At 45.3% G+C, this 14,078-nt stretch carries 13 protein-coding genes and 1 pseudogene; 10 read left to right on the plus strand and 4 right to left on the minus strand.

The genetic code is table 11. The features are described from left to right. Positions 1-38: 38 nt before the first annotated feature. Positions 39-440 (plus strand): ribosomal maturation YjgA family protein, encoded by a 402-nt coding sequence (locus ACXN9U_RS08495; RefSeq protein ID WP_326350945.1) that lies wholly within the window; start codon positions 39-41, stop codon positions 438-440. A gap of 43 nt (positions 441-483) precedes the next feature. After that, positions 484-657, plus strand: a complete 174-nt coding sequence (locus ACXN9U_RS08500) for a YjfB family protein (protein WP_489202423.1) — start codon at positions 484-486, stop codon at positions 655-657. Between the two features lie 454 nt (positions 658-1,111). Here ACXN9U_RS08500 and ACXN9U_RS08505 read toward each other — a convergent pair. Next, positions 1,112-1,508 (minus strand): annotated as a pseudogene (locus tag ACXN9U_RS08505) (MgtC/SapB family protein); the annotation flags it as partial. Between the two features lie 101 nt (positions 1,509-1,609). Between ACXN9U_RS08505 and ACXN9U_RS08510 the strand changes: the two are divergent. Further along, positions 1,610-1,942, plus strand: coding sequence for a hypothetical protein (locus ACXN9U_RS08510; protein ID WP_489202424.1), 333 nt, complete (start codon positions 1,610-1,612; stop codon positions 1,940-1,942). Positions 1,943-2,169: 227 nt separating this feature from the next. Here ACXN9U_RS08510 and ACXN9U_RS08515 read toward each other — a convergent pair whose 3' ends face one another. The 3 genes from ACXN9U_RS08515 to ACXN9U_RS08525 all read right to left on the minus strand — a co-directional run bounded on the left by ACXN9U_RS08515 (position 2,170) and on the right by ACXN9U_RS08525 (position 5,422). Beyond that, positions 2,170-3,522, minus strand: a complete 1,353-nt coding sequence (locus ACXN9U_RS08515) for an IS1182 family transposase (RefSeq protein WP_060963187.1) — start codon at positions 3,520-3,522, stop codon at positions 2,170-2,172. A gap of 437 nt (positions 3,523-3,959) precedes the next feature. Beyond that, positions 3,960-4,643 carry an HAD family hydrolase gene (locus tag ACXN9U_RS08520; protein ID WP_489202425.1) on the minus strand — a complete coding sequence of 228 codons (684 nt, stop codon included), beginning with the start codon at positions 4,641-4,643 and terminating at the stop codon, positions 3,960-3,962. A 17-nt stretch (positions 4,644-4,660) separates the two neighbouring features. Continuing rightward, positions 4,661-5,422: a DeoR/GlpR family DNA-binding transcription regulator gene (locus tag ACXN9U_RS08525; protein ID WP_045925377.1), complete on the minus strand. Its 762-nt coding sequence runs from the start codon at positions 5,420-5,422 to the stop codon at positions 4,661-4,663. Between the two features lie 253 nt (positions 5,423-5,675). Here ACXN9U_RS08525 and lacG point away from each other — a divergent pair, with 253 nt between their 5' ends. The 7 genes from lacG (at position 5,676) to ACXN9U_RS08560 (ending at position 14,009) form a co-directional block, all read left to right on the plus strand. Further along, a complete protein-coding gene (gene lacG / locus ACXN9U_RS08530; RefSeq protein ID WP_489202426.1) occupies positions 5,676-7,076 on the plus strand; it encodes a 6-phospho-beta-galactosidase in 1,401 nt (466 codons plus the stop codon). A 63-nt stretch (positions 7,077-7,139) separates the two neighbouring features. Next, a complete protein-coding gene (locus ACXN9U_RS08535) occupies positions 7,140-7,454 on the plus strand; it encodes a PTS sugar transporter subunit IIA (protein WP_438421662.1) in 315 nt (104 codons plus the stop codon). A gap of 11 nt (positions 7,455-7,465) precedes the next feature. Then, positions 7,466-9,172, plus strand: a complete 1,707-nt coding sequence (locus ACXN9U_RS08540) for a PTS lactose transporter subunit IIBC (protein ID WP_489202427.1) — start codon at positions 7,466-7,468, stop codon at positions 9,170-9,172. Between the two features lie 15 nt (positions 9,173-9,187). Further along, entirely contained in the window at positions 9,188-10,357 is a 1,170-nt protein-coding gene (locus ACXN9U_RS08545) for a galactokinase (RefSeq protein WP_489202428.1), read from the plus strand. A 3-nt stretch (positions 10,358-10,360) separates the two neighbouring features. After that, entirely contained in the window at positions 10,361-11,353 is a 993-nt protein-coding gene (gene galE / locus ACXN9U_RS08550) for a UDP-glucose 4-epimerase GalE (protein WP_489202429.1), read from the plus strand. A 1-nt stretch (position 11,354) separates the two neighbouring features. Further along, positions 11,355-12,854: a UDP-glucose--hexose-1-phosphate uridylyltransferase gene (galT, locus tag ACXN9U_RS08555; protein WP_489202486.1), complete on the plus strand. Its 1,500-nt coding sequence runs from the start codon at positions 11,355-11,357 to the stop codon at positions 12,852-12,854. 51 nt (positions 12,855-12,905) lie between these two features. Further along, positions 12,906-14,009: a glycoside hydrolase family 53 protein gene (locus tag ACXN9U_RS08560; RefSeq protein ID WP_489202430.1), complete on the plus strand. Its 1,104-nt coding sequence runs from the start codon at positions 12,906-12,908 to the stop codon at positions 14,007-14,009. The last annotated feature ends 69 nt before the right edge of the window (positions 14,010-14,078 follow it).

The following is a 14,078-nucleotide window of genomic DNA, read 5'->3' on the forward strand; positions in this document are numbered from 1 at the left end:
ACAATACATGGGAGTACAAAAAAGGGGAACAGTGTGAAGTGAATAGACATCGATTGACATACGGGGCATTGACCGTTTTTATCATCGCCCTCGGTTTACTATCCAGAACCGCCTGCATTACCAACCTATTGCCCGGCATGATAAACGCTTATTTAGGAGATGCCCTGTGGGCGGCAATGATTTTTACCGGATTCGGTTTTTTATTTCGAAACATCCGGACGGAAACAGCCGCTATCCTGAGCCTCTCGTTTTGCTGTCTGATTGAATGCAGCCAGCTGTATCATGCGCCGTGGATTGACGCGATCAGAAGCAGCACGCTCGGCGGGCTGATCCTCGGCTGGCAATTTGTCTGGAGCGACATTTTCGCCTATACCCTCGGAGTATGCGCGGCCGCGCTTTTAGAATGGGCCGTCAAAAGAAAACGCCGGCTCTCTTCATAATCGGAGCACGCCGCCGATATGAAGGGATAAGGAGGTGGAAGCTATGGATATCCCTGCGTTATCAATCGCTATGCACCAGGCAACTCTGGCGCAGAATGTAAATATCGCGTTAACAAAAACGGTCATGCAGAATGCCCAGGCCGCTGCGGAAGAAACCGTAAAAATGCTGCCGGCCCAGCACCCGACTGCCGGCCATTCCATTGATGTGAAAGTGTAAAAAAAAGATGCCGGATGATAACCGGCATCTTTTTTCTGCCCGGAGTACGCACATCATACCGGGCATGCAGGAATATGGTAAACGAAATAATGTACGATTCTTTTTATCATGAATACACAGCCGAGAGCCATGAACGGGTGCCGTATATCCCGTTCTATCCTTGGTATTAATAATTGAAAAGAAATGACCGTAAAAAGGGGAGCTTCCCCTTTTTGCTATTCAACTTTAACGGACAGGATATACGGGAGGGATTGAACTTTCTCCATCACCGCGGCTTTGCCGCTTTTGCTTTTCACCCTTCCCTTCACTTCAAGCACCGCCTTATTCAATTCATAGGACGTGATGAGAATTCCCTTTGCTTCAAGCGAAGTTAAAATTTCATGCATAACGGCTTTCTCCTCAATCTGGAAACTGACAGACAGAGAATGCGCCGCCGGTTTAAACAGAAAATTTAAAAGTTCAAGCCCGATTAACGCCAATATCGTGCCGCTGATCCCGATGACATACATCCCCGCCCCGATCGTCAGCCCGATCCCGGACGTGGCCCAAATCCCCGCGGCTGTCGTAAGCCCCCGCACGACATGCCGCTGCAAAATAATCGTGCCGGCCCCTAAAAATCCGACGCCGCTGACGACCTGTGCCGCCACCCGGCTCGGGTCAAAAGACGTATGGCTGTTGGATAACAAATCAAAAAAACCATATTTGGAAACAATCATCATCAAGGCGCTGCCGACGGCCACTAGAAAATGCGTCCTCAAACCGGCTTCCTTCGCCCTGAATTCTCTCTCCAATCCAATCAGGGCCCCAAGCAGCCCCGCAACCGCCAGACGAATCACAAAATCAAGTTCCATCCGTCTCTCTCCTTTCCTTATCTTCTTACCCGCTTTTACAACCCAATCATGCGGTGTATCTTTTTTAAAAATGCACCGACTAATTGACATAAGGAGGTTTTATGAAATATATTCTGTGGTTTTTTATATTATTGTTATTTAGCTTATTTATTTTGGGAGGATATAAAGCATCCGTTTCTCACCCGGATTTCCCGGTGCCATTATTCGCTATGCACAGCAAAACAAAGGAATATGAAAAAGGAAAATACGTTTCAAACTATACATACCGTTTCGCTAAAGAAGAAGAAGGTCCGAGCGGTTTATACCAATTGGAAATAGCCGAAAAAGGCTGGAAACTTAAAAATCAGGAAGGACTTATCAGAACCTATGAAAAGCGAGGGGAACGTGTTTCACTTTTTTTCGGTACGGGGGAAATAAGCGTCATGGAAGAATGAGGCGAACACCTTTCTGATCCAAAAAATGCCGCCTCCGATGAGAAAATCATTATAAAAACAAAAGCGCAACTGAAAAAGGATGAGCACCTCATAAAAAAAAGCCCTCTTTTTAAAAAGAGGGCTCAGCTTGTAGAGAAAACGATGTTTTTTCTACAAGCTTTTTTGTTTTATACAGTTTCTTTAGATATTCATCAGGTTTCAGATGCAGAAAAAGAGCTCCCACATGCCTAGCCTTGTTTGGCTAGGTATGTGGCAATCTTCTTCATATTCTGGCATGCGGCTGTGAGGAGGACTTGCTCGCTCACATTCCGCTTTCCCCTCAACCTGCAATAGCGAAGCCCATGCAGCTGTTTTGAATCTGCAAAGCTTCGCTCTATTTTTTCTTTTCTTTTTTTGTAGAGGTTTTTTCCTGAAACAGACAAGCGATTTTGTCTGACCCTTTCTTTATGGTCCTCCCATACATGCCGGGTGATGACCTTTTGGCGGTTCTTTGATTTTGTGCATTGTGCAAGCAATGGGCATGCGGAACAGATTTCAGGATTTGATTTATATGACCGGTAGCCTTTTCGGTCAGTTGTTGAGTATGTAAGTGTTTGGTGATTTGGACAAATGTATCTATCTTGTTCACTGTCATAATGAAATTTCCATTTTGGAAACAAGCCTCTGGCAGGGTGATATCGTCTATAGGCAATAACGCCAAAAATATGGCGGTCAGCTAATCCTTTACAGATCGGGGTCGTTAAATAACCAGAATCAAGAGCGACGGCTTCTACATCAAAATCAAATCGTGCGATTTGGTGATCCAATCGGTCAAGATAAGGTACAGAATCATGGACATTTCCGGGCGTGACATAGGCGTCGGTGATAATGTTATGTTTCATATCCGTTGTTCGGTGATCTAAATAAAAGAAACCCTCCGGTTTATTTTCACGATACATATATCCACTTTCCGGATCAGTTGTACTGTGGCGGATCTCTTTTTCAGCTTTCACCTCCTCTTTGACTTTTAACGGCTTTTTTCCGTGTTCCTCCCGATCCTCTTGTATGGCTTCATTTAAATCCTTGATATAGTTTTGGGTATCCTGCGCAATTGTTTTTCTTGTGTATTTATGCTTGTTGGCATTGGCTTTCAGATGAGTTGAATCAGTGAATAGGACACGTCCGCCCACCATGTCATGATTGATGGCCTGAAGAACGATCTCATCAAAGATGTCTTGGAAGATGGTTGTATCTTTAAAGCGTGTGCGTCTGTTCCAGCTGATGGTGGAGTGATGCGGAACTGGATCATTTATGTTCAATCCGAGAAACCATCTGTATGCCATATTGTAGTAAATTTCTTTTTCGAGCTGTCTTTCTGAACGGATACCGTAGAGGTAGCCGATAAACATCATTTTGAATAAAATCAGCGGATCGAGTGAAGGGCGGCCTTTGTTTTCGCTGTAGTAAGGCTTAACCTTTTCAATGATAAAAGAGAAGTCTATGTGTTTATCAATTTTTCGAAGCAGATGATCTTCTTCGACGAGTTGGTCAAGCAAAACAAATTCGGCTGTGTTTTGAGAAGAGTTTCTTGTGTGGAACATGAGAAAGACACCGTCCTTTTTAGTCTTTCTTTTATTTTAATACAGGAGAATGGATATTTTAAGGAAAAATAAAGGCTGTCGAGATTTTCTCGACAGCCTGAGCCCTCTTTTTAAAAAGAGGGCTTGCTAAATAGGACTTTTTCTATCTTCAACATTGTAAACCCTATTATGAAGAACAGCTGTTGAAGTGTTTTGCAAAGCTCTTAAAATTTTTTGCGATTCCACCTATCCCAAGCAGATTTATATCCATTTAGAACTCCTTCTGTTATGTCTTTGAACCATTTCTTTAGTTTGACCGCATACTAAAGAATCTCCCCATCAAAAACTTCGGTTTCTGTTGCACATATATTAATAGGGAGCGTTTTTCCAACACCAAATTTTTTGATAATGTATCAAAAGATCTTACATAAAGGTCACCATCAATCCAACTGCATCTCTCAAACAGAATGTCCGGCAATCACCTCAAAAAACGAGGTGAAATCAGTCAGTATCCCGTCATCCGCCAGCTGTTTTTCTTCAAATAACGCGCGGTTTTTTCCGAACGGGTCAATGGCCATAATCTTGCCCGCACCTGCTTTTTTCGCCGCTGTGAGCCCGGAAAAGGCATCTTCAATGACTAGGCACTCTTCAGGTTTAAGGCCTAATTTTTCCGATGCGATGATAAAAATATCCGGCGCCGGCTTTCCGGGGAAGCTGCCGTCATCAAACGTGACTTTGTCAAAATCAAACCACTTCCCCAAATGAAAAACGTCAAAGTAAAACTCGACATTTTCCTTTACCGTAGCCGTGGCGATGGTCATCGGCATTCCTGACTTTTTCAGATGGTTCAAGACGCCGGTCAGGCCCTTCGTCAGCTTTAACTCAGCTTTGTTTTCAAGGCATAATTCTCTGTAGTAGGCTTCTTTTTCAAAAGACATCTTCTCGATTTCTTCATTTGTTAAATCGCCGGAAATAAAATGCGTCAGGATTTCACTGTTTGTTCTTCCGTGAATGTTAACGAAAATATCTTCATCAGAAATCGCCTTCGGAGAGTATTTTTTCACCATGTAAAACCACGCTTTTTCATGGAGATGTGAATCTTGAAACATCGTGCCGTTGAAATCAAAAATAACCCCTTTCATCGAACCGCCTCCCCTTTTTATTTTTTTGCGATTTTGACATCCACATATTGCTCATAATGAATCTGAACATCTTTCATCACTTTATCATCCGTGATCAAATAATCCATATCGTGTAAGTTGTAGAACACGTAAAAATCTTCCCGGTTGAATTTTTTATTGTCCGCCAGCAAAAATTTCGTCCGCGAATTATTCAGCGCGATTTGATGGGCTTCTCCTTCTTCAATGCTGTAAGAAGAAATCTCATCATTATGTATGCCGTTTGCGCTGATGAAGGCTTTCGTAAAATTGAATTTCTGCAGGTTGCCGTTCACAATAGGCCCGACGAATGCACCGGTGTTTTTTCGGAAATCGCCGCCAATCAGGATGGTATCCGCAGTGTCGCCATGCTTTAAAATATCAAACACGGGGTAGTTGTTGGTGATAATCCGGATTCTCTTATGCAGCAGGTGTTTCGCTAAAAGTTCAATTGTCGTGCCCGGTCCTAAAAAAACGGTATCGCCGTCATTTACATATGAAGCCGCGAGTTCCGCGATTTTCCCCTTCTCCTCCATTTGAACATCCAGTTTTTCATTATGCGATAATTCGTGGTCAATAGAATAAGAAATGCTCTGTGCGCCTCCGTGAATACGCACGATTTTTCCGGCCTTATCCAGCTCATCCAGATCTCTTCTCACCGTCATATCAGAAACTTCCAATTCATCGATAATATCACTCACCGTAATAAACCCCCGCGAGTTTACGATATCGATGATTTTTAAAAGACGCTCTTTTTTTAACATGCTCAATCATCCCCTCAACTTTACACACAATCTAACACACCGCTGCACTCCGGTCAACAAAAACAAACATTAACAAACAACATTATCAACATATAAAACATTGAAAAACTTGTTTCATCCTTGTAAACACAGCTGTTATTTCCTTATGAAGCTATTGACAACAAAAATGTATGCGTTTACTATTAAACAAAAGATAACATTTACAAACATTAACAAACTTTCAATTCACACATTGGCGAAGGAGGATTCAGTAATGCTCAAATTACCTCATGACTTTATTTTCGGCGGGGCGACTGCGGCATACCAAGCGGAAGGCGCCACAAAAGAAGGCGGCAAAGGGCCTGTAGCCTGGGATGAATTTCTTGAAAAACAGGGAAGATTCAGCCCAGATCCGGCAAGTGATTTTTACCGGCAGTTTCCGGAAGATATAAAACTATGCGAGAAATTCGGAATAAACGGCATCCGCCTTTCTATAGCATGGACGAGAATTTTTCCTGACGGCACGGGCGAAATTAATCAGGAAGGCGTTGATTACTATCATCGTATTTTCTCAGAGTGCCAAAAACGCAACGTCACCCCTTTTGTCACGCTTCATCATTTCGATACGCCGAAAAGATTATTTGATCAGGGAGATTTTCTCAACCGCGACGCAATAGGTGCGTTCGTCAGGTATGCGGAGTTTTGCTTTAAAGAATTCAGCGAAATCCGATATTGGAGCACGTTTAACGAAATCTATCCCACAGCCACCAACCAGTATTTACTCGGCGTTTTTCCGCCATCTGTTAAAAGTGATATCACAAAAGTCATTCAATGCCTCCATCACATGATGGTGGCGCATGCGATGACCGTCAACCTCTTTAAAGAAGGCGGCTATCCGGGAGAAATCGGTGTCGTCCACTCACTGGAAACAAAATACCCCGCCAGTGACTCGGAAGAAGACCGCCATGCCTGCTTTCTCGATGACGCGTTATCAGTGAGATTCCTCCTGGATGCCACCTACCTCGGCTATTATTCTGAGGAAACCATGCGTGCTCTGGAAGAAATCTGTGAGGCAAACGGCGCTTCATACGAGTTTTCAGACAGCGATTTTGACGTGATGAAAAAAGCGTCAACACGCAATGATTATCTCGGCATCAATCATTACCAATGCCATTTCGTCAAAGCGTACGACGGAGAGACCGCTATTCACCATAACGGAACGGGCGATAAAGGCACTTCGGTCTATAAAGTAAAAGGGATCGGCGAAAGAATTTACAAAGAAGGCCTGAAACGGACCGATTGGGACTGGCTGATTTATCCTGAAGGCATGTATGACATGCTGATGCGCATCAAACGGGACTATCCGCAATATAACAAAATGTACATTACCGAAAACGGCATGGGCTATAAAGATGAGTTTGAAGACGGCATCATTATGGATAAGGCAAGAATCGACTATTTAAAAGTATATTTAGAAGCCGTCAGTAAAGCGATTAGCGACGGGGTCAACGTAAAGGGATATTTCTTATGGTCCTTAATGGATTTATTTTCATGGACCAACGGCTACAACAAACGTTACGGTCTTTTTTACGTCGACTTCGACACCCAAAAACGGTATCCGAAAGAATCGGCCTACTGGTACAAACTTGTAAGTGAAACAAAAACAATCATTTAACGATCATACATGGTGAAAAGAATCTCTTTTCATCATGTATGCCGTCTTTAGGAGGGGTTTTTCATGACAAAGGAAGAATTGCAGATGCTCGGTTTTGAAATCGTCGCCTATGCCGGCGACGCCAGAAGCACTTTATTGACAGTCCTGAAAGAAGTCCGTGCCGGAAACTTCGAAAACACGGAAGCAGCATTAAAAAGTGCAGATGAAAATCTAACCCTCGCCCACAATGCGCAAACGAAAATGTTAGCTGAAGAAGCTGACGGCAAGGACATGGAATTAGGGTTTATTTTCGTTCACGGTCAGGACCATTTAATGACAACCCTTCTGCTCCGTGATCTTATTCAGGATTTTATAGAACTCTACCGAAGCCGCCGATAAGGAGTGGAAAAATGAACGGTATCATCAAGCAAATCGAAAAGGGAAAACCGTTTTTTGAAAAAATCTCAAGAAACATTTATTTAGGCGCGATCCGCGACGGCTTCTTAACGGCCATGCCTGTTATTTTATTCGCCAGCATTTTCATCCTCACCGCGGCTGTGCCGGAAGTATTGGGTTTCACTTGGCCTAAAAGTGTTTCTGAATGGCTTTGGAAAGTTTATAACTATTCAATGGGCGCCCTCGGCCTGATTGTCGCGGCAACAACTGCGAAATGCCTGAGTGAATCAATGAACCGGAAAATGCCGAAAAACAAAGGGATCAATCCCGTTTCAGCGATGCTTGCTTCAGTCGTCGGATTTCTCATTTTAAGCGTCACTCAAATCGACGGCGGGTTCTCGACGGAATATCTCGGCACAAAAGGACTTTTAGCCGCTTTTGTATCCGCTTTCATAACAGTGAACGTATACAGATTCTGCGTTCTGAAAAATATTACGATTAAAATGCCGAAAGAAGTTCCGGGAACCATTTCACAAACATTTAAAGATGTTTTTCCGTTCGCCTTTTCCGTTTTGGCCATGGTGATCATTGATTTATTGATCAGGAATACGCTGAACGTATCGTTCGCGGAGGCTCTCTCCTCTCTCTTATCGCCGTTTTTTACCGCTGCAGACGGTTATCTTGGGATTTCTGTCATTTGGGGAATGATGGCGCTGTTCTGGTTTGTCGGCGTTCACGGGCCTTCTATTGTGGAGCCGGCCATCGCGGCTATTATTTACGCAAATGTGGAGGCGAACCTGCAGCTTCATAATGCCGGTGAGCAGGCGTCCAACGTGCTGACCGTCGGGCTCGGGAACTTCGTCGGCACTATGGGAGGAACCGGCGCAACCCTTGTTGTTCCGTTTATCTTTCTTCTTTTCGCGAAATCCAAGCAATTGAAAGCAGTCGGAAAAGCATCCGCGGTTCCGGTGTCTTTCGCAGTAAACGAACCTCTTCTCTTTGCTGCGCCGATCATTTTAAATCCATATTTTTTCATTCCGTTTGTTGTAACGCCGATGGTGAATGTCTGTCTGTTTAAATTTTTCGTTGACGTCATCGGAATGAACAGTTTTATGTATGTTCTTCCGTGGGCTGCCCCCGCTCCCGTCGGCCTGATTCTGGGGACCGGGATGGGGCTTTCGGCTTTTGTTCTCACAGCTGTGTTAATCATTGTCGATTTCCTGATATACCTGCCATTCTGTAAAGCTTACGACAATGTATTAGCGGTGAAAGAAGCCCAACACACCGAATCTGAAACCGCGCCGCAAACATCCCGGGAGATACAGCCCGCAATGGCCGGCGCCTCAGAAGACGCGGCCTCCGTCATCAGCACAAATCTTCAGGAATCCTCATCTGCCTTGGAACACGGCACCAATGTGTTAGTGCTGTGCGCCGGAGCGGGAACGAGCGCCATGCTTGCCAACGCACTGACAGAAGGAGCCGAGGAATATAACGTGCCGATCACCGCCTCAGCAGGCGCCTACGGATCCCATTACGACATCATGAAAGACTTCGATATGATCATTTTGGCTCCGCAAGTCGGCTCTTATTACGATGACATTAAAGAAGATGCGGACCGCCTGCATGTGAAACTCATCGCAACAAAAGGAGCGGAATATATCAGCCTCACCAGAAATTCGCAAAAAGCCATTCAGTTCATACTGGAACATACCTCAAAATAAAATCGGAGGGTTATCATGGATGCCAAACATTTGAAATCAAGATTTAAAGACGTTTTCCAGAGAAGTAACGGGGAACTGTTTTTCGCACCCGGCCGGATCAACCTGATCGGGGAACATACGGATTATATAGGCGGCCACGTTCTTCCCTGCGCGATTACGATCGGAACATATGCCGTCTGCGCAAAACGCGGAGATCATCAGGTTCGGTTATTCTCAGAAAACTTTCCGGACAGCGGCATTGTCTGCCTTGATCTCCACGATACAGCATACAAAAAAGAAGACGGCTGGACCAATTATCCGAAGGGAATGATCCGTTACCTTCTCCAAGCCGGCGGCCAAATAGACAGCGGAATGGATATTCTTTTTCACGGTACGATTCCAAACGGCGCCGGATTAAGTTCCTCCGCTTCTATTGAAATGTTAACCGGTGCCATTTTAAGAGAGTTATTCAGCCTGGATGTTTCCGATACTGAACTGGCGCTTATCGGAAAAAGAGTCGAAAATGAATTTATCGGCGTGAATTCAGGCATTATGGATCAATTCGCAGTGCAAAAAGGCAAAAAGAACATGGCCATTCTTTTAAACTGCGATAAGCTTGAGCACGAAATGATTCCGGCTGCTTTTAACGGATATAAAATCGTCATCATGAATACGAACAAGCGCCGGGAGCTGGCAGCTTCAAAATATAATGAACGCCGCAGTGAATGTGATGAGGCTCTTTCAGAACTTCGGCAATATCGGAATATCGCATCACTTGCGGAATTAACGGCAGAAGAATTCAACAAACTCGAACACCTTCTCTCCCGTGAAACATTGCGCAAAAGAGCCCGGCACGGAATCAATGAAAACGAGCGGACCCTCTCAGCCGCGGAAGCTCTCAAATTGAATGATTTGAAAACGTTCGGGGAGCTGATGAATGCGTCCCACCGTTCGTTACGCGATGATTATGAAGTGACCGGTGCCGAATTAGACGCGCTCGCTGAAGCAGCCTGGAAGGAAGGTGCGCTCGGGGCGCGGATGACGGGCGCGGGGTTCGGGGGCTGCGCCATAGCCATTGTGGAAAGCGGAGAAACCGCCGGCTTTATCCGGGCCGTTTCATCTCAATACCGCAGCAGGACGGGACTTGAAGCTTCTTTCTACATCGCGGATATAAGCGATGGCGCTGCTGAATGGAGGGAGAAATAAGCGATGGCTATTCTCGTTCTCGGCGGAGCCGGCTATATCGGTTCTCATGCGGTTGATCAATTAGCGGCCAAAGGATATGAAACGATAACGGCGGATAACCTGCAGACCGGCCACCGGAAAGCTGTTCATGAAAAGGCAGTTTTTTACCATGGAGATATCCGTGACAAACCGTTTCTTCGCTCTGTTTTTGCGAAGGAGAACATAACAGGCGTTCTCCATTTTGCCGCTCAATCCCTTGTCGGCGAATCAATGAAAGACCCGCTTTTATACTTCAATCATAATGTGTACGGCACACAAATTACACTGGAGGTCATGCAGGAATTCGGGGTGAAACACATTGTATTTTCTTCATCTGCCGCTGTATACGGCGAACCTGAAAAAGTGCCCATCACAGAAGACATGCCGGAAAAGCCGGAAAGCGCATACGGCGAATCAAAACTCATGGCAGAAAAAATGCTGAAGTGGTGCGATGCCGCCTGTGGCATAAAATATGTCTCCCTTCGATATTTTAACGTGGCCGGCGCGAAAACGGACGGTTCCATCGGAGAAGATCATCATCCGGAAACCCACCTTATCCCTATCCTTTTACAAACCGCGCTCGGTCAGCGGGACGAGGTTTTGATATTCGGCACTGACTATGATACTAAAGACGGCACGTGCATCCGCGATTATGTTCATGTTTCTGATTTAATCGATGCCCATATTCTCGCTCTGGAATATTTGCAGAACGGCGGAGACAGCGGCATTTTCAATTTAGGCTCAAGCAGCGGATTTTCCGTATTAGAAATGGTCAATGCAGCCCGGCAAGCAACCGGGAGAGGCATAAAAATAAGAGCGGCCGAAAGAAGACCCGGTGATCCGGGCACGCTCATCGCATCAAGCGATAAAGCACGGAACATTCTCGGCTGGAATCCGAAACAAACGGACATAACGGAAATCGTTGCATCAGCATGGAATTGGCATCAGCATCATCCAAACGGATACAAGGACAAATGAAATGGAGGCGGCGGTCATTGAAGTTTTTGAATCAGTGGCAGGGTTTCTGAAAGAAAGCACTGTCTTAGGCGACATAAATGAAACAGATGTGATTTACACAAGAAACAGACTTCTCGATCTGCTCGGACTGACGGATTATGCAGAACCGAAGCATATCAAGAAACAAAACAGGCTTCTCTATTTGGACGAAATGGTGAAAGACGCGGTAAAACGGTCAATCATCAACGATACACCGGCTGAAAAAGACATGCTGGAAAGCAGGATCATGGATGTAATCACACCGGCCCCTTCTCTGATCAATGCCACATTCAGCGGATTGTTATCAGATTGCCCGAAAAAAGCAACAGATTATTTTTACCGTCTGAGCCAAAACAACGATTATATAAAGGCGCGGGCCATCCGAAAAAATATCGTGTACCGCTCACCAACACCTTTTGGCGAATTGGAGATCACAATTAATTTATCAAAGCCGGAAAAAGACCCTAAAGACATCGCCGCGGTTAAAAACAGTCCGGAAAACCGTTATCCGAAATGTCTGCTCTGTATGGAAAACGAGGGATATGCCGGGACTTTACATCACCCAGCCCGTTCAAACCACCGCATCATTAGGCTTGACTTAGCGGGAGAACAATGGGGTTTTCAATACTCACCTTATGCGTATTACAGCGAGCACGCCATTTTCCTTTCAAGCGTGCACAAGCCGATGAACATCAGCCGAGGCAGCTTCAGAAGGCTTCTGGCCATTACGGAAATCTTCCCGCATTATTTCGCGGGATCAAACGCAGACTTGCCGATTGTAGGGGGATCTATTCTTTCACACGATCATTATCAAGGCGGCGCCCATGAATTTCCGATGGCAAAAGCGGACTCCCTTTATCCTTTTCAGATGCGTCATTTTCCAGACGTTCAGGCTTTTGTCGTGAAGTGGCCGGTATCAGTAATCCGCCTTCGGGCAAAAGATCCGGATTTGCTGACTGAGACGGCTGCATATGTTTTTGAAAAGTGGCGGGAATATACAGACGAAACCGTCGGCGTCATTGCAAAGACGAATGAATCCCATAATACCGTCACTCCAATTGCCAGACGCAGGGGAACGGATTTTGAAATCGATCTCGCCCTCAGAAACAACCGCACCTCCGAAGAATATCCGGATGGCATTTTTCACCCGCATCAAGACGTTCATCACATCAAAAAAGAAAACATCGGTCTGATTGAAGTCATGGGGCTTGCCGTTTTGCCTCCCCGCCTGAAAGATGAGCTGGCAGAAGTAAAAAAGTATTTGCTGAATGAACCTCATGACATCAAAGACATTCATCTTCCGTGGGCCGAAAACATCAAAGCGGATAAAGACGTGATACCGGAAAATGCAGCCGCTGTTTTACAAAGAGAAACCGCGAATGTATTTTTACGTACGCTGACCGATGCAGGCGTTTTTAAAATGACAGCCGAAGGCATTCAGGCGTTTCAGCGTTTCACGAAGGTGCTAGAGAATGGCAGCTGAAACATTCAGAGTGAACTCAACCAACAATCTTTTTTATCAGGAGGTATTGTGATGTTCAAAAAACGTGTATTTGTAAACGTCATCTGTCTTTCCCTCATTTTCACCGCTTTTACATTCTTTGAGAAGTCTCCTAAAGCAAAAGCGGATGCCCCGTTTGCCTATGGCGCTGATATAGGTTGGCTGAAACAAATGGAGGATGAAGGTGTGCGCTGGCTGGATGACGGCGGGAAACAGAAAGATGCCTTGCAGATTCTTAAAGATCACGGAATAAATGCCGTGAGACTGAGAGTGTTTGTGAATCCGCCAAGCAGCTATTATTGGCTGAAAGACGGCACAACATGGACCATGCTCGGCTATAGTGACAAAGCGGGCGTACTTGCTGCGGCCAAAAGGGCAAAAGCGTTAGGAATGAAGGTCATGGTTGACTTCCATTACAGTGATGTATTCGCTGATCCCGGCCATCAGATTAAGCCGAACCAATGGACCGGCTATTCAAACAGCCAGCTGCAGGCAGCGGTGTATAACCATACGTACGACGTCATGAAAGAACTTAAAAATCACGGCATCTCCCCTGATTGGGTGCAAGTAGGAAACGAAATGAATTCAGGAATTATACTGCCCGACGGCAGCACGAATGATTTCAGCAAATTGACCGCCTTATTGAACAAAGGCTATGACGCCGTGAAATCCGTCAGCCCGGCCACCAAGGTAATCAGCCATTTGGCACACGGCACGGACAACAGCCTATTCAGATGGTGGTTTGATCAATTCTTTAAAAATGGCGGCAAAACCGACATCATCGGCGTTTCGTTCTACCCCTATTGGGAGGGTAAGCCGTATTGGGAGCTCACCGGCCAATTAACCTCTAATTTAAATGACATCGCCTCCCGCTACAACAAGGAAGTCATGGTGGTTGAACTGGGCGGAGATGAAAATAATCCGAAAGATTCCTACTGGACCATAAAAGACACCATAAAACTGGTAAAAGCGGTTCCGAACGGTAAAGGAACCGGCGTATTTTACTGGGAGCCCGAAGCTCACTCCAGCGTTCTGTCAGACGCGTATCCATTAGGCGCAACCGCAAAAGTGTCTAAAAACGTCTTGAAATATACAACCGCAATCGACGCTTTTTATGACGCCGCAACAGGAAAATGATTGATTCGATTCTAAGCAGGCTCATTGTGCAGCCTGCTTTTTTATAAGATGTTATGAAAAAGAGCAAGT

This window comes from Bacillus sp. BACIII (assembly GCF_057836745.1).

Bases quoted from the DNA above. Each gene is read 5' to 3' on its own strand.
- ACXN9U_RS08500 (WP_489202423.1), top strand. From the start codon at position 484: ATGGATATCCCTGCGTTATCAATCGCTATGCACCAGGCAACTCTGGCG.
- ACXN9U_RS08510 (WP_489202424.1), top strand. From the start codon at position 1,610: ATGAAATATATTCTGTGGTTTTTTATATTATTGTTATTTAGCTTATTT.
- ACXN9U_RS08515 (WP_060963187.1), bottom strand. From the start codon at position 3,522: ATGTTCCACACAAGAAACTCTTCTCAAAACACAGCCGAATTTGTTTTG.
- ACXN9U_RS08520 (WP_489202425.1), bottom strand. From the start codon at position 4,643: ATGAAAGGGGTTATTTTTGATTTCAACGGCACGATGTTTCAAGATTCA.
- ACXN9U_RS08525 (WP_045925377.1), bottom strand. From the start codon at position 5,422: ATGTTAAAAAAAGAGCGTCTTTTAAAAATCATCGATATCGTAAACTCG.
- lacG (WP_489202426.1), top strand. From the start codon at position 5,676: ATGCTCAAATTACCTCATGACTTTATTTTCGGCGGGGCGACTGCGGCA.
- ACXN9U_RS08535 (WP_438421662.1), top strand. From the start codon at position 7,140: ATGACAAAGGAAGAATTGCAGATGCTCGGTTTTGAAATCGTCGCCTAT.
- ACXN9U_RS08540 (WP_489202427.1), top strand. From the start codon at position 7,466: ATGAACGGTATCATCAAGCAAATCGAAAAGGGAAAACCGTTTTTTGAA.
- ACXN9U_RS08545 (WP_489202428.1), top strand. From the start codon at position 9,188: ATGGATGCCAAACATTTGAAATCAAGATTTAAAGACGTTTTCCAGAGA.
- galE (WP_489202429.1), top strand. From the start codon at position 10,361: ATGGCTATTCTCGTTCTCGGCGGAGCCGGCTATATCGGTTCTCATGCG.
- galT (WP_489202486.1), top strand. From the start codon at position 11,355: ATGGAGGCGGCGGTCATTGAAGTTTTTGAATCAGTGGCAGGGTTTCTG.
- ACXN9U_RS08560 (WP_489202430.1), top strand. From the start codon at position 12,906: ATGTTCAAAAAACGTGTATTTGTAAACGTCATCTGTCTTTCCCTCATT.